The following is a 21,648-nucleotide window of genomic DNA, read 5'->3' as shown; positions in this document are numbered from 1 at the left end:
CGAGAGAAAAAATTAACACATAGAAACATAGATTTTTTACTCCCACAATTATAGATCATTCAAAAAAATCAAGATTTCTTCACATAGCTTTACGACAATGCTATGAGGTAATATTAAAAGTGAAATGCCTTTTAAAAGCCCCTATAAACTATGTCTCTATGTGTTAAAATTATTACACCAAATACCTAAAAAATAATATTATGAAAAAATATATAGCTTTTCTTTTCCTGGGAATATTCGCTTTTGGATGTTCCGATTTAGAAGAAAAACCGGTGGGAATCATTCGTCCGGAAAATTTCTTCAGCAATACTGACGACCTACAGGCTGCTGTAAACGGAGCTTTTGCCAACATTGCCCACAATAATTATTGGGGAAGAGAATTTACAATTGCCTTAATGTTACGCGACGACATGGCCGATATTGGCGACAGAACCACTCAGGCCGCCCGTATCGATGTGAATGATTTTACGATGAATGACACTAATGGTCTGGTAGCAAACTTCTGGCCGCAATCATACATTATCATCACTGCTGCCAATCAGGCCATCGAAGGTGCCAAAAAAACACCCGGTGATCCTGCAAAAGTAAACGCTATTGTAGCTCAGGCCTATTTTGCACGAGCTTTTGCCTACTATCATTTAGTTCGCATCTTTGGAGATATTCCCTACATCGACTTTGTGGTAAATGACGTTTCGCAGGTAAATTCCTTAAGCAGAACAAAACAAGCCGATGTTTATCCGAAGATAATTGCCGATCTGGAATTTGCCAAACAATGGCTGGAAGACAAACCAAAAGTAAAAGCAGTTCCCGGAAAAGGTACCGCCGCAGGTTATCTCGCCTCTGTCTATTTAACCCTTGGAAACTATCAAAAAGCCTACGACGAGGCTAAATATGTTATTACCAATGAAGCAAAATTTGGCTTGGGACTGGACGCTGATTTTCAGGATTTATTTAATGCCACAAAAACAGCAGCACTTAAAGAGCCTTTGTTTACAGTTGATTTTAATAATTTGACTTCAGGAAACTACGGTCAGGATTATACTGCTTTTTTTACTGGTTCTTTGAAAGACGAGTCATACAGCTATGGACAAGGATTTTCTGTAGCCGTTCCGTCTTTAAAAGTATTCAACGATTGGGACAAAAGAGATTACCGAAGAGCGGTAAGTTTTGACACCATCATCAGAAAGAAAGTGGGCAATAATTTGCAAATCTTTCCTTCGAGTGATAACGAGAAAGCGCCACGCCCACATATTGCTAAATACTATCGTTTTCCAGGAAAAGCGGGTGCCAACGGAAGAACTTCACAGCACAATTACATCACGATGCGTTTTGCCGAGGTACTCCTGACAGCGGCCGAAGCCTTAAATGAAATCACTCCCGGAACTGCAGAAGCAGACGGTTATGTAAACCGCGTACGCGCCAGAGCCAGAAATAAAGCCGGGAAACTGGTTTCCTTTCCTGCCAATGTAACACCGGGTTTATCTCAGATTGCTTTCAGAAAAATGGTTATCGACGAACGCAGATTAGAGCTGGCTTTTGAATATGTAAGATGGTACGACATCAAAAGACTCAAAAATGGTCCGGAAGTATTTGGTCCGACTGGTTTTGAACCGCACGCTAATTTTGATCCCAACAAAGATTATTTATTTCCATTACCGGGAACTGAGTTAGCGATCAACCCAAACTTAAAACCAAACAACCCTGGTTATTAAAAAGCTTTACGCCTATTATTAGGAATTGGCATAAATCTTAAGAAAGTTTGCCACAGATTAAAAAGATTAGCACAGATTTTTAATCCTTTAATCTGCGAGAAAAAAATTAACACATAGAAACATAGATTTTATGCTGCAATTATAGATAGTCTAAAAAAATCAAGATTTCCTCGCATAGCTTTACGACAGCGCTATGAGGTAATATTAAAAGTGAAAATGCCTTTTTTAAACGCTCCTATAAACTATGTCTCTATGTGTTAAAATCATACACAACAGCTTAAAGCAATCAGTATAAAATTGCTATGATTAAAAAATAAAAATCTGCCAGATCAGCCACCCGAGCCATAGCGAATTGGCGAAGCAAATCTGCGAGAGAAAAAATTAACACATAGAAACATAGATTTTATACTGCAATTATAGATAGTCTAAAAAAACCAAGATTTCCTCGCATAGCTTTACGACAGTGCTATGAGGTACTATTAAAAGTGAAATGCCTTTTAAACGCCCCTATAAACTATGTCCCTATGTTTTAAAAATAAATACAACAGATTAAAAAAATCAAAATAAAACTTACATATGAATAGAGTTAGTTTCTTTACTTTAATCCTTGGGTTTGCATTGCTTGCAACAGCTTGTAAATCCGAGATTAATTCTCATCCAAAAAACACTTCAGCAGCCCACCACCTTCTCGAAACCCGATACAAAATGCTATTGGATTATCCGGTTGATTCGATGGCGATGCCCAGAAGCATGACCCTCAAAACCAATCTCATTAGAAAAGTTCCTTCAAGAGACTGGACAAGCGCATTCTTTGCCGGAAATCTTTGGCAATTGTATCGCTTAACAGGAAATGCAGACTATAAAAAACAAGCCGAAAAATGGACGCCTTTCAGTAAAAAAGAAAGCGTTAACAAAGGTTCCCACGATGTTGGTTTTAAAGTCTATTGCAGTTATGGAGAAGCGCTAAAAGTGGAAAACAAACAAGAATACAAAGATGTAATTGTTAAAGGTGCTGAAACTTTATGCAGCCGTTTCGATCCAAAAGTCGGAGCTATTCGTTCCTGGGATTTCAACAAAGAAATTTGGGACTATCCGGTGATCATTGACAATATGATGAACCTTGAATTGCTTTTTGAAGCCACCAGATTATCCGGCAATAAAAAATATCAGGACATCGCTATCCAACACGCCAATACCACTTTAAAAAATCAGTTTAGAAAAGACAATAGCTGTTATCATGTTATTGATTACAATCCGGTTTCAGGAGCCGTAAGAAAAAAAACGACCCTGCAGGGATATAACGACGATTCTGTTTGGGCACGCGGACAGGGCTGGGCCGTTTATGGATTCACCATGTCGTATCGTTATACAAAAGATGCGGCCTACCTCAAACAAGCCGAAGCCACAGCACAATTTTTTATGACCAATAAAAATTTGCCGGAAGACGGTATTCCGTATTGGGATTTTAAAGATCCGGGCATTCCAAACTCGGCACGTGATGTTTCTGCGGCAACCATCATGGCTTCAGCCCTATATGAATTGTACGGTTATACTAAAGACAACCGTTATCTGGCTTTCGCCAACAAAATAATCGCGTCTTTACATTCCGACAAATACATATTAGACCCAAAAATAAACGCCCCATTTTTATTAAATCACAGCACTGGAAACTGGCCAAAACACGACGAAATTGACGAATCGATTGTCTATGCTGACTATTATTTTCTGGAAGCATTGTTAAGAAAAAAAGCCTTATAAGCCATGAAAAAACTACTGTATCACTATCAATCATTTTCGATTATAGCTTTTCTTGCTTTTCTTTTGTCTAGTCACAATAATACTCTTGCTCAGACGAAAACCAACCTCAACGAAAACTGGCTGTACTTAGAAAACAATACCTCCAATCCTGATCAGGCTAAAAAAGCAGACAACTGGAGCAAACTTAACTTACCACACACCTGGAACGCCGAAGATGCAACCGATCTCAACCCGGGCTACCGACGTGATGCCAGCTGGTATCAAAAGAAACTGAATCTTGCTAAAATCGACCCGAATCAACGTTATTATTTATATTTTGAAGGATCGAATGTAACTACAAAAGTATATATCAACGATACCGAAGCCGGTGGACACATCGGTGGTTACATTGGATTTACAATTGACATTACACCTTTTATCAAAGAGGGAAATAACGAAATTCTTGTTCGGGTAGACAATAGTTATGATATCGAAATCATCCCGTCTCAAAAAAGCGATTTCTTTATTTATGGCGGTATAACACGTGACGTTTGGTTATTATCGAAATACAAAAATCATATTGAGGATCTGAAAATTACCACTCCTCAAGTTTCTGCCAAAAAAGCATCCTTGAATATTGTTGCTAAAACCATCCATTCTGATACTGCAAAAGAGCTAACCTTAACCGTGATTCTTAAAAATCCGAAAGGAAAAAAAGTAGCTGGTAAAACCATTCCGATTACAGCCAATATTTCAACAATAACATTCGACAATATTAAAAACCCAGAGCTTTGGGATATTGATACCCCAAAGCTATATTCAGTTATAGCAATTTTAGCAGAGAAAAATCAAATCAGAGACAGTGTAAATGAAAAAACAGGTTTCAGATGGTTTGAATTTAAAGATCACGGACCATTTTATCTCAATGGAAAACGACTGCTCCTTCGGGGTACGCACCGCCATGAAGAAGAAGCCGGCGTGGGAGCTGCCATGAGCAATGCACAGCATCGTGCCGATATGGAATCCATCAAAAAAATGGGAGCCAATTTTGTTCGTCTTGCCCATTACCCGCAAGACCCAGAAGTTTATAGGGCCTGTGATGAACTTGGTCTTTTGGTTTGGGATGAACTGCCTTGGTGTCGCGGTGGAATTGGTGGCGAACTCTGGCAAACCAACACTAAAAATATGCTGGCAGAAATCATCAATCAAAACTACAATCATCCGAGTATCATTATTTGGTCCTTGGGGAATGAAATGAACTGGCTGCCGGATTTTCCTGATGGAGATAATGCAGGCCGAACAAATGTATTCCTGAAAGAATTAAACGACATCTCCCATAAAATGGATCCTACCCGAAAAACAGCGATTCGAAAATACTATGAAGGTTCTCAAATTGTCGATGTCTTCTCCCCTTCGATCTGGTCGGGCTGGTATTCCGGGAGCTACAAAAGTTATCAAAAAGCAATCGATGTTTACAAAAAAGAATACAAACACTTCATTCATGCCGAATATGGCGGTGACAGTCATGTGGGCCGTCACAGCGAGAATCCGGTCACAGGTGAAAACATCATAAAAGCCGAGGGCTGGGAAGAAGCCATAGTGCAAACCAAAGTAGCTAATATTGCTCAAATTGGTGACTGGAGCGAAAATTATATCGTTGATTTATTTGACTGGCATCTGCATATATCCGAGAATGACCCATCGTTTGTGGGCAATATTCAGTGGGCATTCAAGGATTTTGCAACGCCTTTACGCCCCGAAGATGATATTCCGTACATGAATCAAAAAGGACTGACAGACCGAAACGGAAACCCAAAAGATGCCTACTATGTTTTTAAAAGCTACTGGAGTAAGGAACCTTTTGCGTACATCGAATCGCATACCTGGACCGAGCGTCAGGGTCCTGAAAATACCCCTCGCACAATTAGTGTTTTTAGCAACTGTGAAAAAGTAACTTTATTTCATCAGCAAAAATCACTGGGTGAAAAGAAAAGAAATCTGTCGCTGTATCCTGCAAATGGCTTGACTTGGGATGTAAACTTTTTAAAAGGAGAAAACATTCTGATCGCGGTTGGAGAAACAAAAGATGGAAAAAGAGTCACAGATACTTTAAAAGTGAACTACCGTTTCAATAAAAATGATACGGCTACGGCACTGCAATTGTCCAGCGAAAAATTAAAAAACGGCAATTATCTCGTGACGGCAATTGCAATCGATCATAACAACTTACGCTGTCTGGATTACGAAGAAAGCGTTTATTTTCAATGCCTGAAAGGTGGAAAAACCATGAAAAATCAGGGAACTCCCACCGGAAGCGAGTCTATAAAAATGGCCAATGGAAAAGCATCTATTGAAGTGGTTCCGGACGGTTCCGGGATTCCGATTGAAATGACTGCATTGAACCAGAGTTTTAAAGGAGAATATTTGAAGATTGCCAATTAATTTAAAATTAGGAAAATCTCGCAAAGACGCGAAGATGCAAAGTTTTTTTTGCCACTGATTACATAGATTAAAGTGATTTTTATTTCACACAGATTTCCATAGATTTTTAAAGAGTAAATTTAAAGACTCTGAAATACGCATTTACTTTGAATTAGAACAAAATTGCAAACTAAAAAACCAATTATGAAAAATACAATATTTTACAAAATTGCCTTAGTACTAATCAGTTTTGCGGGCCATACACAAGTTACTTTAAATGCTGACGGTCCGGGTGGTGTTGGAACTTATGAACTCATAACAAATGCACTGGCTCCTGGTACAGCAAATGGTGCCATCGAGGCACCGGACGCCATACATCCCGGTTTTGGACCTCATATTACCGAAGTTTTTGATCCTGAACTGAATAAAAATGTTTTTGTATTTCACGCACATGTGAGTAACACTCCTCCGGACAATGAACCCGTGGCCGGAAAAACAGACAGACAGCGTGTAGAAATTAAATCGTACAACCCCTCACCTGATAATCTAAAAGGAATAATCGGTGAAACCGTACGATACAAATGGCGCTTTAAAATTCCTGTTGGATTTAAACCAACCACCAGTTTTACACACATTCACCAGGTTAAAGCTGTAGATGGCGACGACGACGATCCGCTTTTTACAATAACCCTCAGAAAACTTTCAACCGGAGCAACGCGTTTAGAATTGCTTTATGACGAAAATGCTGCAACGGCAACCACTAAATACGCTTTACCTGCCTTATCTTTATTTGAAGGTGTATGGGTCGAAGCTACCGAAACGATCAAAATTGGTATCAATGGAACTTATGCAATGGTCATCAAAAAAGTCAGCGACGGAACTGTGTTGGTTGACTACAGCAATTCAAATGTGCAAACGATCCGGCCTGCTTATACAGCTGCCAACGGAACTGTTTATACAGCCAACTCTTTTATCAGACCCAAATGGGGAATTTACCGCAGCCTCACTGATATTGCCAACATGAGAGACGAAACTCTCCTTTTCTCCGATTTCAGTATTGAGGAATTGACGACTTTATCAGCCGAAGTACATTCAAAAGTAAAAATGGATATCCAATTCCCCAATCCGGTAGGTGACAGACTCGAACTCTCAGAAGCTATTGTAAATCAATATAGCGGAATAAGGATTTATGACAATAGCGGTAAACAGGTCGCTTCTTACGACACAATTCCCGAAAACATTAATGTGTCGTCTCTACCATCAGGGCTTTACCTTATAAAATTCAAAAAAGAAAACACCTTTTCAAAAGGTGTAAAAATGATTAAGAAATAAAATTGTATCAATGAAAAAGCTAATCACTTTAGTGCTACTCGCCTCATCCATTTTTGGAGTAGCACAAAACCTGATCTCCAATGTTCCTAACCGAAATACCACTTCATTAAACGGAGTCTGGAATTATATTGTCGATCCATACGAAACAGGCTACTACAGCTTTCATCACGACGAATACGACAAACAGGCCAAACCTTCAAATTCAGCCTTTTTTAATAATTATCATGCGGCAAACAAACAGGAACTGGTTGAATATGATTTCGATAAATCAGCTCAAATCAATATTCCGGGGGACTGGAATTCTCAGGTTCCGGAATTAAAATACTATGAAGGAAACGTATGGTTCAAAAAATCTTTCAATTACGATTTACAAGCCAAAAAGCGTCTTTTTGTATATTTTGGAGCTATTAATTACAAAGCCGATGTTTATTTAAACGGGAAGAAACTAGGAAGACATGAAGGAGGTTTTACGCCATTTAATTATGAAATCACTTCCATTGTAAAACCAAAAGACAACTATTTGGTCGTTAAAGTCGACAATACACGCCACAAAGAAGATGTTCCGACGATCAATACTGATTGGTGGAATTATGGCGGAATTACCCGTGATGTAACGTTAATCGAAGAGAATGAATCGTTTGTAGAAGATTACCATATTCAACTCAAAAAAGGCAATACTGCTTTGATTTCCGGTTTTGTAAAAATCAACAACTTCAATTCGGCACAAAATAACATAACCCTATCAATTCCTGAATTAAAGATTCATTACAAAGGAAAAATTGGCGCTGACGGCATCCTAAACTTTGAAATTCCAGCGAAGAAAATCTCCTACTGGGCTCCCGAAAATCCGAAGTTATATGAAGTGATAATCGATTATAACGGACAACAATTAAAAGATACCATTGGTTTTAGAAGCATTGAAACTCAGGGAGACAAAATCCTCCTGAATGGTAAACCAATCTTTCTACGCGGAATTTCGATTCATGAAGAAAATGAAAAAGGTGGTCGTGCCCATACCGAAGAAGATGCTTTGCGTCTTTTAAACTGGGCAAAAGAACTGGGCTGCAACTATGTGCGTCTCGCCCATTATCCGCATAACGAAAACATCATCAGAGCAGCCGATAAAATGGGGCTCATGGTTTGGGAGGAAATTCCGGTGTACTGGACGGTTGAATTCACCAATACAAACACCTACAAAAATGCCGAAGAGCAATTGACAGCGGCTATTACGAGAGACAAAAACAGAGCCTGCATCATCATCTGGTCGATGGCCAATGAAACCCCTATTTCGGATGCCCGAAATACATTCATCAAAAATCTGGTGGATCACACCAAATCTTTAGACAATACCCGACTCATCAGCGCGGCTTTACTGACGCAAACCGGAGCAGACGGTTTTGGAACAATCAATGACGAAATTGGTCAGTATCTGGATCTTATTTCTTTCAATCAGTACTTAGGTTGGTATGGCGGAAAACTGGAAAATGCCGAAAAGATTTTCTGGAAAACCAAATACAACAAACCTGTGATTGTCTCTGAATTTGGAGGTGATGCCAAACAAGGCCTTCACGGTGAAAAAAACGAACGATGGACAGAGGAATACCAGGAATACCTGTACATTCAAAATCTGAAAATGATCGAAAACATACCACATCTGAGCGGCTTAAGTCCGTGGATTCTGGTCGATTTCAGATCGCCAAAACGACTTTTACCCGGAATTCAGGACGGATACAACCGAAAAGGACTGATCTCCAATGACGGAAATAAAAAGAAAGCCTTTTATATTATGCAGAATTGGTACGCAAAGAAGAAAAAAGAATATTAAAAAAATTTCCTTATAAAATGATAATTTAGGAGAAAAAACAGCTGCATTCTATGTCATTCTAAATGAAACAGAAGAACCGTTAGCAATTCATTAACAAAAAACAAACTTTAATTATATGATTTTTCTTCATTATTAACTTACTTTGTAGCTATTCTAAAAATTGTAATTCTATGAAAAAATTAAGTTTAATGGCAGTTACTTTATTTGCTGCCTTTACAGTTCAAGCACAGGATGTAGTGAAATTTGCTCCGTTAGACGCAAGTCCGGTCGACATTTCGTATTTCCCGAATAAAGCCGTAAAATTCAAAAAAACCGATAATCCTGCTCCGGCGATTAAGGTTATTTACGCAAGACCTTCTGCTAAAGGACGTGCTATTTTTGGTGATTTAATTAAATTTGGGGAAGTTTGGCGTGTAGGTGCTAACGAAAATACCGAAATCAAGTTTTACAAACCGGTTACTATTGGCGGAGTAAATATTCCTGCCGGAACTTACAGTTTGTTTGCCATTCCTGAAAAAGACAAATGGACCATCATTATCAATAAAGAAATTGATTTGTGGGGTGCCTACGCATACGATGAGAGTAAAGATATTGCAAGAGTAAGCGTTCCGGTAAAACCGGTATCCAATACAATCGAAGCCTTATCGATTGCTTTTACGGCTCAGGGCGCTGTAGCGAATTTAGTAATTGGCTGGGACAAAACAACTGTTGAAGTTCCAATAACTATTAAGTAATTGTTTAGCGACAGAACGATATACAAAAAGAGACACTAGTTTTAAATTAGTGTCTCTTTTTTTTTCACTCATTAACATTAACCTCAAAACCAAAAAAGATGAAAAACACCTATTTATTCTTGTTTTTTTTAGGGGCAATTTGTGTCGGACATTCCCAACAAAAGTTCAAAATTACCTATGAACAGCTAAAAGAATACGAAGGCCTTTATGAGTACCAAAACAATACCACACTGCAAATCGCAGCTTCACCAAAAGATACGATTTTGTATGCAATCATCAACGAAAGCAAATATGCACTGACGCCTTCAGAGAAAGATACTTTTCTAAACAGTTCTAATGAAAAAGTAACTTTTGTACGCGATAAAACTTCTATTCTCAACGGCTATACGACTGATGGAAAGACGTTCAAACTAATCAATAAAAAAGTCATTTTCCCCAAAGAAATGTGGTACCCCAGACTCAATGTACCCAAAGATTATGTATACCTGTACCAACAACCCAAAAAAGAGAATGACGGTCTCATTACCGGAAGCATTGACAATACAGGGCTGGACAAAGCATTATTGGGCGAAATGATGCGAAAAATTGTCAACGGTTCGTACCCAAACGTTCACAGTATCCTGATTATTAAAGATGGGAAATTAGTTTTTGAAGAATATTTTTATGAGTACAACAAAACCAAATTGCACGAAATGCGCTCGGCAACCAAAAGTTTTGTTTCGGCACTTACCGGAATCGCAATTGATAAAGGATACATTAAAAGTAAAAAAGAAACGGTACTCTCCTATTTCCCTGATTACACTTTTAAAAACCTCAACGAAGACAAAAGACAAATTACAATTGAAAACCTGCTTACCAACCAAAGCGGACTCGATTGTGATGTAAGCAATCCGAAGTCTGCGGGGGATGAAACAAGCATGAACTCTTCTGATGACTGGGTTCAGTTTACACTTGATTTGCCCATGATTGATGTACCCGGAGGCAAAGGAATGTACTGCTCCGGAAACCCCATTACACTTGGTAAAATAATCGAAAAAGCATCCAAAATGCCTTTGGCCGATTTTGCAAAAGAAACGCTTTTTAAAGAACTCGGCATTAAAAACTTTAAATGGAATTTTAAACCTGATGCTTCAAGTGCCGAAACTTTCTGTCAGGTTTATTTAAACTCCAGAGATATGGCTAAATTAGGTTTGTTGTACCTCAACAAAGGAGTTTGGAATAGTAAACAGCTAATCTCTAAAGAATGGATCAAGGAATCTTTAACTAAACACACCGAGATTCAGGGTGTTAATTATGGTTATTTATGGTGGCTTAAATATCTGGAGGTCGATGGCATCAAATATTACGGAGCAGCAGCACAGGGAAACGGTGGTCAGAAAATCTATATCTGGGAACAGCAAAACATGATTACCGTTATTACAGGAGGAAATTACAACTCACAATCCTCAAGTGACGAATTGATCCAAAAGTATATTTTAAAAGCTTTTAATAAAAAATAATTTTACGATTGGGTTGTCAAGTTTAAGCGAAAAGCCAGTCATAATTAACTTATTTGTATTCAATTAAGTATTTCATTTATTTTTTCATCCGGTTATACTTTATACGATGAAGTTTTGTAATTTTATGAATATCAAAGAATTTAATTTTTAACTTAATCAAAAAATAGATGGGAAAATTTGTAATTACTAAAAGGGCCAATGGTGAATTTCAATTTAATTTAAAAGCTGGTAATGGGCAAACTATTCTAACAAGTGAAGGTTATACTACGAAAGCGGCCTGCTTAAACGGAATTGAATCTGTCAAAACAAATTCGCAAAACGACGGGAAATTTGACAAACTGGAATCCAAAAGCGGAAAACCTTATTTCAACTTAAAAGCCACTAACGGTCAGATTATTGGATCAAGCGAAATGTATGAAAGTACTGCCGCCAGAGATAACGGAATTGCATCGGTAAAAACAAATGCACCTGAAGCTGCTACAGATGATCAAACAGCATAAATACGATACAAAATAGTAACTAAATGGGGTCTTTCAACCCCATTTTTTTGTTCTAAACTTTTTATAATCCAGATCTCTCCGAATTTTTCTTTGTAACGACAAAATTCTTCTTTCAGTTTTTTTTATGTCATCTGCCAATAAGCAGGCTTTCGATTTTTGAAAGTGGAATCTCAGGATTCGCTCCCGGTGAAGCGGCAACTAAGGCTCCTGTGGCACATGCAAAATCAATTGCATATTGAGGTGCTTTCCCGGTAAGCAATGCCATAATTAAAGCCGCTAAAAAAGAATCACCCGCTCCTACCGTATCTACAACTTTTACAGCATATCCGTTATTCTCATACAATTGGTTTTCCCAAAGTAATAATGCACCATGTTGTCCTCTGGTGACGCAAATAGCATTGGTAGTGGTCTTCCCGGCAATAAAATGAATATTCTCTTCCAGTGTGGTGAAAGTCGAATGCAGTGCCGGAGCAATTTCTAATAATTCTTCATCATTGAATTTGATAAAACTGGCCGAATGCATCAAACGCTCTAAAATCTCATACGAGTAATGAGGTTTTCTTAGATTGACATCAAAAACTTTATAAACATTTGTCTGTAATAATTCTCCGAGGGACTTCCTTGATACAGCATCCCGACAAACCAGGCTTCCAAAAATCAGAACATCTGCATTGAGTACCCGATTTCTCGCAAAATCAGTCAGCATAATTTTGTCCCAAGCCGCCGGATAATGAATAATATAACTCGCCGAGCCTTTATCGTTTAAACTTACTTCAACCAAACCGGTCGGAAAATCTTCTGACTTACTAATCGCCTCCGTTTCAAGTCCTAGTTTTTTAACCTGATTGATGAGGACAGAACCGTCTTCATCATTACCTACACAGCTAATCATTGCTACTTCACAACCTAACGATTGCATACGCAAGGCGACGTTGAGTGGTGCACCTCCAATTTTTTTTTCGGTAGCAAAAACATCCCAAAGCACTTCTCCATAGGCTACCGCCTTAAGATTTTTTACGTTACTCATCCTAACAATTTTATATTAACAGACTTGTTTACTACATTACAACATCTATTTTTCTTTTAAAATAGAATAATCACAAACTTGCTTCTCCACAGATTCGATGTTATTGCAATATAATGATAAAAAGCTTTGGATATAATTAGAATCAGGTTCAAAAGTTTGGAGTCCTAAAAAATATTTTCCATAAAAAAACCTCGTTTAAAATTCATTAAACGAGGTTTTTTTTTGAAATAAAAATATTATTTTTTAGATTCTTCGATAGAAACTTTTCTAAACTCTTTTAAAAGTTTTTCAATTTCTAAAGTTGATTTACGTGCTCTTGGTCCAGCAGCTTTAACACCTTTTTCAGTTAATGATTCAGCCTCTGCTTTAAATGTTTCAATTTCGGCGTTGATTTTTACTAATAGATCGTTCATGCTTATAATTATTAAATTAAGACGCAAAAATAAAAGTTTGCTTGGGAGTTACAACACTTTTGCTGTTAAATTTATCCCCATTTTTCGGCCCTTAACTTAACAATAAGTTTACTTCTTTACTTTTTAGCATTCCATTTTTCACAATAAACTAATAGTCAATAGCTTATTTTTCAGACCCGACAATTCCTGTCTTGTAGGGCATTCAAAAGTATTTTTTAGAAAATTTCATTTTCCCTCTTCAAAACATCAAAAAAGCAACTTTTTGTTCCATCCTATAATGGTAATTTGCTGTTTTATTGGAGGAAATCTATTAAAAATGCGCCTAAACGAGACCAAAACACTTCAAAAATGATCGTATTTATGAAGAACAGGCATCCTATAGAAGTGCTTCTTTTCTTTCTCGACTTTTACATTTGCTAAAAGTTGTCTAGTCAGATCAAATTCTTTCTACATGGGTTACATTACAATCTATAAATGCAATTAACTCTGCTATTTTATGATCACAATTATCTTTGGTTGAAATAGAAATGATATATCCGTTTCTATCCCTAATGTATAGTAAAAAAAGGTCTTTGGTTAGAATCGCTTTCTCAATCTGACACCATCGATGCGTAAATCCTCCTAAAGGAGAATGTACTCCTATAACTGAATTCGTAAAACTGAATTTATACCTGCGCACAAAGCCTTCAAATTTCAATAATTTTTTGACCAGACGAAAGGTTACTTTACAAATTGCATTTACGATTAGATAGTGAAAAAACAGAAAGAAGATCACGGAAAATAAGTTTCTAATTATCCATTGGAAAAAATCATCGTTATTATCCCAATCCAAAAAAACAATTACCAACAAGATGATTGCCAAAAAAAACATTACTCTTTTTTTGTACAAATCTTTGAAATACATTTTATTCAAATTACGTATCTCTGCAATATTCAGATCAAATTCTAAAGAAAAAGTAGAGGTACCCATGTGCTTTTAGTTGTATTATTTTTTAGTGATTAATACCTCTTTGTTCCCTCCCTTCTCTTCCTAAAAAGTGAAGAAACAATAAAGTTTGCAGCAAATTTAATTGTAACTTTTCTCTTCGGGCACCGCTAGAAGCCATTAAACTATCGTGATAAGCCAAATCTGCAATTAATTCACATAAAAACTGTTTTTTTGACTGTATCATAAGCTCTTACAAATCTTTTTAAGTTACTTTACAAAGACGCATAAACAAAAAAAGAGAGAATCTCAGTTCTCTCTTTTTTGAAAATCATCCACTTAAAGGTTGTCTTTTTATCTAATCTCTTTTTTTAGCAAAGCTAAGGCAGGATCAGTTGCTCTCTTAATTTGATTGATTACAATTTGAGCAATCTCTGTAGCTCCTTTTAATGACAAATGAGTATCATCACTCTTATCTTTATCATAATACGTATTTTCACCGGCTTTAAAATGCAAATGCAACTGTTTCGATTTCTCAGGTCCGTAAGTCTGTTCCAATATTTCTGTAAAATATTCCAGATCAATAAAAGGAACTTTATACTCTTGAGCTACCAATCTGGTTTCGAGAGGATAATCTCCGTGTGTAGACACTAAAACTCCTTTCTCGTTAAAATTGCGCCTTGCTATAGAAGTTAATAATACAGGAATTGCACCTTTTTCCCGGCTTTCTTTCACAAACTTAGTCAGGTTGTACCTGTAGCTCGTATGGGGATTTGTGTATCGGATTGAATCTTCTATCTTTTCATCATTATGTCCAAACTCAATAAAAACATAATCTCCTTTTTTAAGCTTCTTATAAATAGAATCCCATCGTTTTTCGTTGATAAAACTTTTTGTACTTCGCCCGTTTACTGCTTTATTCTCCACTCTGACATTCCCGGTAAAGAAAGGCTGTAGCACCTGTGCCCACCCATGTTCGGGATTACGATCAGGATCTTTTTTATTGGCCATTGTTGAATCTCCAATAGTATAAAGTGTTGTTTTTTGAGCAAAACACGCCATTGAAAACAAACAGATAATTAGCAGATAATATTTAGTCATTTGATTTACATTTAACTCTTTAAAAAATCTTAGCAACTCAGAACCTCAAAAAAAACTACTTCGCTGCTGTTGGTACCGTTGCTTTTTCTCCGATAACCAACTCATTGAGCAGTACATTTTCGGCATTCTCACTCGAAATGGCATTTTTTGCCCATTTGATATCGATATTATTTAACGAAATGTTACGAACTTTTTTATCCGGAAATCCCTGAATTACAATTCCAGATGCTGTGGCTTTATTACATGTAATATTCGAGAAAGAAATATTGGATATATCAGATTGGAAGCCTCTTCCTTCCCCATGATAATTGGCGGTGATATACAAACAATCTTCTACCTCATCCAGCTTTATGTTTCGGACAAATACATTTCTGATGAAACCACCTCTGTCTGCATTAGTCTTCAGATAAATACCTCTTTTTAAATAACCTGTCGTTTTACAGTTCTCAACAAATACATTTTGAACTCCTGCCGACATTTCACTGCCAATTACTACCCCGTGAAGTCCTTTGAAATTGCAATTTCTGATCACAATGTTTTCACTTGGTGTTGCCAAATTTGCCCTTCCTTCATGATCTCTTCCGGCTTTGATAGCCACATTATCATCACCATTATCAAAGCTTACATTTTCAATTAAAACATCTTTTGCATACTCCGGATCAATCCCGTCGTTATTGTAATTCAATGATTTATATCGCACCCCACGCACAGTGATACTTTGCGATTTCAATAAATGCAAACACCAGAAAGGAGAGTTTTCAATTCGAATATTTTCGACCAAAATGTTTCTGCAATTAAAAAACTGAATCATTTGCGGACGTAAAAAATATCCTTCCCCAAATCTCCTGTCTTTCAAAGCTACGTAGTTATGATTCATGTCACGGCTTCTGTTTTTTCCGTCACCTTCCTTCGCTTTAAAACTTTTCCAAATCTTACCTCCTTCACCGTCAATGGTTCCCTCGCCTGTTATGGCAATATTAGAACATTCAAAAGCATAAATCAACGGGCTGTAATTGTAAAGCATGGTACCTTCCCAACTCGTTAGGACCATTGGTAAATAATCTGCCGGAGTATCACCGAATTTAATTTTTGCTCCTTTTTCTAATTTAAGATTGACATTACTCACAAAATGAATCGGGCCATTTATTTTATAGATTCCTTCCGGCACAATAATCGTCCCGCCATTATTCTTTTTACACAAAGCCATCGCTTTATCAAAAACGGATTTATTGTTGGTAATGGAATCCCCTTTTGCACCCAATTTTAAAACATTAACCTGATACGAAGGAAATACAGGAAGCTGAATTCGATTAACTATTGAATCTACTTTTGCTGACGGAAATTCGGTATGCTGAGCTACAGAAATCCAGGTGATTAAGAGGAAAATAACGTATTTAAAGTTCATGTTTTTTTTATAGGTTCTGAGGCGCTAAGGTACTGAGGTTCTGAGTTTTTCTCTATTACTTTACATTTGTCAGGCCTGAATACCAGTTGGGAATTGAGTCTTTCAAAATGTTATCTATCGTATATTTTTCAGCTTCTTTCTTCTCAAGCTGATGCGACCACGAAACTCTTTTTGCAGACGAAGCTCCTTCGCCTTTGCAATTGTATTCGGCATAAAAAGCTGTTTTTTCCGCTTCGGGTTTCGACCAATTTTCCCATCCTTCCGGTCTGATATGTTTTGCCATATCGCAACTGATATAAACTGTTTTGGCATAAATACGCCAGGGTCTTCCTAAATAAACTGCCGTTGCCGCGGGTTCAGCTGTAAGTTTGCAATCTTTAAAAACAAAACCAAAAGCTGTTCCTTCAGGTGTTGAAGCAGCAGTAATATAAGAGTTTTTGATACTGTGAATTTCGCAATTTTCAAATAACGCTGTTGCACTTCCAAAGATAAAATCGGTAGTTCCTTCAATATAACAATCTTTGATATACTGTTTGGCTTCCTTTCCCGACAAGTACAAAGTATCCTGATTTCCGAGAATATTACAGTTAGAAATCTGAGCTCTATTTGCTACAACAGACAGTGCAATAGCTTGACCGTTATCACCCGAAGCATTTTTGATGGTTAAATTGGATGCCGAAAAATCATCACCTTCCACTAAAAGGGTATAGGTATTAAAAGTGCTGTTTCTCCCGATGTTAATCTTAGAGAAGTTATCATCAAAAGTAATGATCGTATTTTCTTTGCTTTCACCAATTAGAGCCACTTGACTATTCCATTCGGGAATACGGATTTTCTCCTTGTAAGTTCCGTTTTTCACAAAAACAGTTACCTTTTCATAAGGAAAAGAAGGACACGCATTTATAGCATCCTGAATTTTTGTAAAATCACCCGAACCGTCTAAAGCAACGGTAATAAAGTTGTTCTTTTTCTTATCTGATGATTCTTTTGCCGAAATTTTTAAGCCGTTTTTTGCAGCCCAGGCCGGATATTTTTTGAGTACTTCTTTGGGTGCGTCAGAATACCAGGAATAACCGTTTCGTCTTTCAGCACCAATCTCATCTATCGATTTTTTCCTGATTCCGTCGCGATCGCAAAAGAAGGGTTCATTGGTAGAAAGATCCATAAATCTCGCCCAGATCGGGGCCGCATTTTGCGTTACAATCATTTTTTTATCGATCACTTTTCCGGCGTCATTTAAAACACGCTTTTCTTCCAGGTTCGTGATTTTTGTTTTTTCAAACCAAAGCTTTGCGCTTTGTACTGCTGTAATAATTTCAGAAGAAGGCTTTTCGATTGACATTAAAAGCAATACAATTTTTGCGGATTCATAACCGCTTAACGATGCCAATTCAAATGCTCTTGCATTTGCAGGTGCAAAAGTAACTTCATCATGTTGTGCGCACCAGGCAGTTAAAACACCGTTTTGTTTGTATTGTGTTTTTAAAATGCAGTCGATTCCTTTCTCGAAAGATGCTTTTGCTTTTTCAACCACTGCTTTAGAAGGTTTTATACTAAAATAATCCGTTTCCTCACCCACTTGTCTAATGGTGTTTAGGATGTTCACCATAGAATCGTCATTGTAAGTAATGTGAGTATAATAGCCTTTTTTTAAAGGGTAAAACTGAGGCCATCCCCCATTTTTATATTGGGCTTCCAACAAATAATTTAGTCCGTTTAAAAACGATTCTTTGTATCGATCGTCTTTTACCTGCGCGTACATTTTAGACATGAAAAGCATCTCCTGACAAGTTGCCCCATTGTCTGTAGTCGTTTCTGCAGTTGTTTTTTTAAGCTTCAGTAAATCCTTTTTCTGCTCCGGCGTTAATTCATTCTGCATTTGAATGTTCTTTGGCCACCCGCCTACCTCTCTTTGGTAGAGCAATACATTCTCTGCTATTTTTTTTGCTTCATCGGTACCAAACCAGACTGCATCGTTTTTCTTAATAATATCCGGCCAGTTTTTATAGGTATTCTGCGCCTTTACTCCTAAGCAAATACTGAACAAAGTCAATACAATGTATTTTTTAATTGAAATCATTTATATTATCTGTTTAATTCGACAGCTGCCAAAATAAAGGGTCCCGTCGCTTTAGGATCGTTGTCTTTTTTCTTTTCGTTTACATAATAGGTGTACGAACCATCACGATAAGGATTACCTCCCAAGCCCGCCACCTGACAAGCTTGTGTAAGTGTAATTCCACCATCAGCATCTACCTTTATCAATTGTCTGGTTAAACCGTCAAAAGCTTTATTAGCCAGGTTTTTATATTTTGCAGGCAGGTATCCTTTATTGGCTCCTTTTGCAAAAGCATAAGCAAACATTGATGATCCTGAGGCTTCAAGATAGTTTCCTTCTGCACCGCCTTTATCTGTCACCTGATACCATAAACCTGATTTATCCTGATATTTGGCTAAAGCAGCCGAAACACTGTTTAAGTATTTAATCAGTTCTTTTTGTTTTGGATGGTTTTTCGGGAAATAATCAAGGGCATCAACAAGCGCCATTGCATACCAACCCAAAGCTCTTGACCAAAAGTTTGGAGAAGTTCCGTTTTCTTTATTCGCCCACGGCATTTGTTTGCTTTCATCCCAACCATGATACAATAATCCGGTTTTTGGATCTGTTGCATGCAATTGAATTAACTCAAATTGTTTTGCAACATCGTCAAGATTTTTTCCTCCTTCAAAAGTAACGGTATATTGTGCATAAAATGGTTCTCCCATATACAGACCGTCCAGCCACATTTGATTTGGATAGATTTGTTTGTGCCAAAATCCACCACTTGTTGTTCTTGGCTGTTCTGCTAATTGTTTGCGTAATAGTTGAAGTGCTTTTAAATATTTTTCTTCTTTGGTAGTTACATAAGTAGGAAATAACAAACGTCCTGGTACAATTAAGTCAATATTGTATTTGTCTAACTCATACGTTTTGATTGTGCCATCATTTTGAACAAGAGCATCCACATAGCTTTTTACATAAGCTGCATATCTGGGATCCGGATTTTTTTTGTACAATTCTCCAATAGCATGCAAAACCAATCCATGAACATAATCCCATTTAGGCGTTTTCGAATCATCAATCATATAACTTTCAGGGTGGCGTTTCATTAAAGTCAAAGTCATTTTATCAGACCATTTTAAATCTTTACCGATGACGATTTCCTTTTTTGACGCTTCCTGTGAAGTCACTTTACAACTTGTAAAGGCCATCAGACAAACTAAAGCCACTGCTGTAAAATAACCCTTTGTTCTATTATCTTTCATTTTAAAATATATTTAGATTCTACTATTTTTCCAATTCTAATGCACTCAGCAAAAAGGCTGCAAGCGCTGGTGAGCTATTGTCCTTTGTTTTGCTTTTACTATAATAATCATTTGTTCCGTCTCGAAATGGTTTTCCTCCTAAACCCACATTCGAAGATACATTTGAAATAATGATGTGTCCCTGATTGTCTTTGGTTACAAATTCTTTTAAATAGGCCTCAAATGATTTTTCTGCTGTCTTTTTATACTCTGATTTCAGGTATCCTTTATCCGCTCCTTTCGCTAAAGCATAAATAATCATGGCTGATGATGAAGATTCTAAAAAATTTCCATTTATTTCGGGCCTATCAGCAATCTGATACCATAAACCTGACGCGCTTTTATACTGCACGGCACTCTTTGCTATTTGATTCAGATATTCTATCAGCACTTTGTATTTAGGATGTGCTTTTGGATAATACTCCAAGGTTTCAACCAAAGCCATCATATACCAGCCGCTAGCCCGTCCCCAAAGGGTTGGCGAAGTTCCTGTTTGTGGATTCGCCCAAGCGATTTCTTTGCTTTCATCCCAAGCCTGATAAACCAAACCTGTTTTTTTATCTACCAAGTGCGTATGCACCAATTCAAATTGCTTTGCAATATCGTTTAAAGCTTTACCATTTTCAAATCTAACCGTATACTGGGTGTAAAAAGGTTCGGCCATGTACAAACCATCAATCCACATTTGATTGGGATAAATTTGTTTGTGCCAAAATCCGCCACTTGCTGTCCTCGGCTGGTTTTCAAGCTGATTTCTTAATTCTTGTATTACTTTTAAATAACGTTTGTCTTTTGTTTCGTCATAAAGATTGAACAATAATTTTCCGGGGTTAGCACAATCGATATTGTACTCGTTCCTCTCATATTTTATAATATTCCCGTCAGTATCAATCAATTCATCTGCATATCCTTTAATGTAATTGAAGTATTTTCGATCGTTTGTTTTCTGATATAATTTTTCAAAAGCCGACAATACCAATCCCATTTTATAGTCCCATTTGGGTTTTTCGGTTCCATCGATCTGCCATGCTTTCGGGTATTTGTCCAAAATAGTAAGTGCCGTTCTCTGTGACCACTTTAAATTGTCGGGCAAGACGTTATTTTCAGTCGCCTGCCCTATTGTTTTAGTACTGAAAATCAACAGTAAAACAATCAAATTGATTTTTATAAAAGTCGGTTTAAGCATAAAACTAATATTCTGGCAGTAGGTCTTTTTTACCACCGATTAAAAGGATTAAAATGGATTAGGTTAACTTGTGTATTATTATTTTTCTCGCAGATATCGCAGATCATACAGATTTTTTAATCTTTCTAACCCTTTTAATCTGTGTCTTTTTTTTAAACACATAGAAACATAGTTTATTAGTTTTTAAAAAAGGCGTTTCACTTTTACTCTAAATCACATTAGTTTGCTATGTGAATAAGCAAGATTTCTTTGTAATCTTTGAAACAATTAAAAAATTCTATGTTTCTATGTGTTTAATAATTTTTCTCGCAGATTACGCAGATTTTCTAATCCTTTTAATCTGTGGCTCACTTTTCAAATTACTCTTTACTCTTTACTCTTTTACTCTTTACTCTTTACTCTTTACTCTTTTACTCTTTACTCTTTACTCTTTACTCTTTACTCTTTACTCTTTACTCTTTACTCTTTACTCTTTACTCTTTACTC

At 37.0% G+C, this 21,648-nt stretch carries 16 protein-coding genes; 8 read left to right on the top strand and 8 right to left on the bottom strand.

All coding sequences use genetic code 11. The annotated features are described in order from the left end of the window. Positions 1 to 200 precede the first annotated feature (200 nt). The 8 genes from FLA105534_RS06135 (at position 201) to FLA105534_RS06100 (ending at position 11,760) form a co-directional block, all read left to right on the top strand. Complete coding sequence (locus tag FLA105534_RS06135) at positions 201 to 1,712, top strand: RagB/SusD family nutrient uptake outer membrane protein (protein ID WP_173965155.1); 1,512 nt, start codon at positions 201 to 203, stop codon at positions 1,710 to 1,712. Between the two features lie 576 nt (positions 1,713 to 2,288). After that, positions 2,289 to 3,470, top strand: coding sequence for a glycoside hydrolase family 88 protein (locus tag FLA105534_RS06130; RefSeq protein ID WP_173965154.1), 1,182 nt, complete (start codon positions 2,289 to 2,291; stop codon positions 3,468 to 3,470). Positions 3,471 to 3,473: 3 nt separating this feature from the next. Beyond that, positions 3,474 to 5,891 (top strand): glycoside hydrolase family 2 protein, encoded by a 2,418-nt coding sequence (locus tag FLA105534_RS06125; protein WP_173965153.1) that lies wholly within the window; start codon positions 3,474 to 3,476, stop codon positions 5,889 to 5,891. Between the two features lie 183 nt (positions 5,892 to 6,074). Beyond that, positions 6,075 to 7,202, top strand: coding sequence for a T9SS type A sorting domain-containing protein (locus FLA105534_RS06120; RefSeq protein ID WP_173965152.1), 1,128 nt, complete (start codon positions 6,075 to 6,077; stop codon positions 7,200 to 7,202). Between the two features lie 10 nt (positions 7,203 to 7,212). Next, positions 7,213 to 9,027: a glycoside hydrolase family 2 protein gene (locus tag FLA105534_RS06115; RefSeq protein ID WP_173965151.1), complete on the top strand. Its 1,815-nt coding sequence runs from the start codon at positions 7,213 to 7,215 to the stop codon at positions 9,025 to 9,027. 170 nt (positions 9,028 to 9,197) lie between these two features. Continuing rightward, positions 9,198 to 9,761 (top strand): DUF2911 domain-containing protein, encoded by a 564-nt coding sequence (locus FLA105534_RS06110; protein ID WP_173965150.1) that lies wholly within the window; start codon positions 9,198 to 9,200, stop codon positions 9,759 to 9,761. A 98-nt stretch (positions 9,762 to 9,859) separates the two neighbouring features. Then, entirely contained in the window at positions 9,860 to 11,260 is a 1,401-nt protein-coding gene (locus FLA105534_RS06105) for a serine hydrolase domain-containing protein (RefSeq protein WP_173965149.1), read from the top strand. Between the two features lie 167 nt (positions 11,261 to 11,427). Beyond that, positions 11,428 to 11,760 (top strand): YegP family protein, encoded by a 333-nt coding sequence (locus FLA105534_RS06100; RefSeq protein WP_173965148.1) that lies wholly within the window; start codon positions 11,428 to 11,430, stop codon positions 11,758 to 11,760. 127 nt (positions 11,761 to 11,887) lie between these two features. Here the strand turns inward: FLA105534_RS06100 and FLA105534_RS06095 are convergent, their stop codons facing one another. From FLA105534_RS06095 to FLA105534_RS06060, 8 genes are all read right to left on the bottom strand, one after another. Continuing rightward, positions 11,888 to 12,787, bottom strand: coding sequence for a carbohydrate kinase family protein (locus FLA105534_RS06095; protein WP_173965147.1), 900 nt, complete (start codon positions 12,785 to 12,787; stop codon positions 11,888 to 11,890). 236 nt (positions 12,788 to 13,023) lie between these two features. Beyond that, positions 13,024 to 13,200, bottom strand: a complete 177-nt coding sequence (locus FLA105534_RS06090; RefSeq protein WP_017495627.1) for a histone H1-like protein Hc1 — start codon at positions 13,198 to 13,200, stop codon at positions 13,024 to 13,026. Positions 13,201 to 13,636: 436 nt separating this feature from the next. After that, a complete protein-coding gene (locus tag FLA105534_RS06085; protein ID WP_173965146.1) occupies positions 13,637 to 14,170 on the bottom strand; it encodes a hypothetical protein in 534 nt (177 codons plus the stop codon). 309 nt (positions 14,171 to 14,479) lie between these two features. Continuing rightward, positions 14,480 to 15,226: a rhamnogalacturonan acetylesterase gene (locus FLA105534_RS06080; RefSeq protein ID WP_173965145.1), complete on the bottom strand. Its 747-nt coding sequence runs from the start codon at positions 15,224 to 15,226 to the stop codon at positions 14,480 to 14,482. A gap of 55 nt (positions 15,227 to 15,281) precedes the next feature. Further along, positions 15,282 to 16,631: a glycoside hydrolase family 28 protein gene (locus FLA105534_RS06075; protein ID WP_173965144.1), complete on the bottom strand. Its 1,350-nt coding sequence runs from the start codon at positions 16,629 to 16,631 to the stop codon at positions 15,282 to 15,284. 55 nt (positions 16,632 to 16,686) lie between these two features. Further along, a complete protein-coding gene (gene pelA, locus FLA105534_RS06070) occupies positions 16,687 to 18,711 on the bottom strand; it encodes a pectate lyase (protein ID WP_173965143.1) in 2,025 nt (674 codons plus the stop codon). 5 nt (positions 18,712 to 18,716) lie between these two features. Then, the gene (locus FLA105534_RS06065) at positions 18,717 to 19,937 is read right to left on the bottom strand and encodes a glycoside hydrolase family 88/105 protein (RefSeq protein WP_173965142.1); all 1,221 of its coding nucleotides are present in this window, start codon (positions 19,935 to 19,937) and stop codon (positions 18,717 to 18,719) included. A 22-nt stretch (positions 19,938 to 19,959) separates the two neighbouring features. Beyond that, positions 19,960 to 21,162 (bottom strand): glycoside hydrolase family 88/105 protein, encoded by a 1,203-nt coding sequence (locus tag FLA105534_RS06060; RefSeq protein WP_173965141.1) that lies wholly within the window; start codon positions 21,160 to 21,162, stop codon positions 19,960 to 19,962. Positions 21,163 to 21,648: the final 486 nt, after the last annotated feature.

This window comes from Flavobacterium collinsii, from assembly GCF_902804485.1.
In the GTDB taxonomy this organism is placed as follows: domain Bacteria; phylum Bacteroidota; class Bacteroidia; order Flavobacteriales; family Flavobacteriaceae; genus Flavobacterium; species Flavobacterium collinsii.
Note: the sequence above shows the minus strand (reverse complement) of the source record. Positions and strands in the feature narration are given on the sequence as shown.

Coding starts and splice junctions, on each gene's coding strand:
- FLA105534_RS06120 (WP_173965152.1), top strand. CDS start 6,075: ATGAAAAATACAATATTTTACAAAATTGCCTTAGTACTAATCAGTTTT.
- FLA105534_RS06080 (WP_173965145.1), bottom strand. CDS start 15,226: ATGACTAAATATTATCTGCTAATTATCTGTTTGTTTTCAATGGCGTGT.
- FLA105534_RS06065 (WP_173965142.1), bottom strand. CDS start 19,937: ATGAAAGATAATAGAACAAAGGGTTATTTTACAGCAGTGGCTTTAGTT.
- FLA105534_RS06130 (WP_173965154.1), top strand. CDS start 2,289: ATGAATAGAGTTAGTTTCTTTACTTTAATCCTTGGGTTTGCATTGCTT.
- FLA105534_RS06075 (WP_173965144.1), bottom strand. CDS start 16,631: ATGAACTTTAAATACGTTATTTTCCTCTTAATCACCTGGATTTCTGTA.
- FLA105534_RS06085 (WP_173965146.1), bottom strand. CDS start 14,170: ATGGGTACCTCTACTTTTTCTTTAGAATTTGATCTGAATATTGCAGAG.
- FLA105534_RS06125 (WP_173965153.1), top strand. CDS start 3,474: ATGAAAAAACTACTGTATCACTATCAATCATTTTCGATTATAGCTTTT.
- FLA105534_RS06095 (WP_173965147.1), bottom strand. CDS start 12,787: ATGAGTAACGTAAAAAATCTTAAGGCGGTAGCCTATGGAGAAGTGCTT.
- FLA105534_RS06100 (WP_173965148.1), top strand. CDS start 11,428: ATGGGAAAATTTGTAATTACTAAAAGGGCCAATGGTGAATTTCAATTT.
- FLA105534_RS06090 (WP_017495627.1), bottom strand. CDS start 13,200: ATGAACGATCTATTAGTAAAAATCAACGCCGAAATTGAAACATTTAAA.
- FLA105534_RS06060 (WP_173965141.1), bottom strand. CDS start 21,162: ATGCTTAAACCGACTTTTATAAAAATCAATTTGATTGTTTTACTGTTG.
- pelA (WP_173965143.1), bottom strand. CDS start 18,711: ATGATTTCAATTAAAAAATACATTGTATTGACTTTGTTCAGTATTTGC.
- FLA105534_RS06115 (WP_173965151.1), top strand. CDS start 7,213: ATGAAAAAGCTAATCACTTTAGTGCTACTCGCCTCATCCATTTTTGGA.
- FLA105534_RS06105 (WP_173965149.1), top strand. CDS start 9,860: ATGAAAAACACCTATTTATTCTTGTTTTTTTTAGGGGCAATTTGTGTC.
- FLA105534_RS06110 (WP_173965150.1), top strand. CDS start 9,198: ATGAAAAAATTAAGTTTAATGGCAGTTACTTTATTTGCTGCCTTTACA.
- FLA105534_RS06135 (WP_173965155.1), top strand. CDS start 201: ATGAAAAAATATATAGCTTTTCTTTTCCTGGGAATATTCGCTTTTGGA.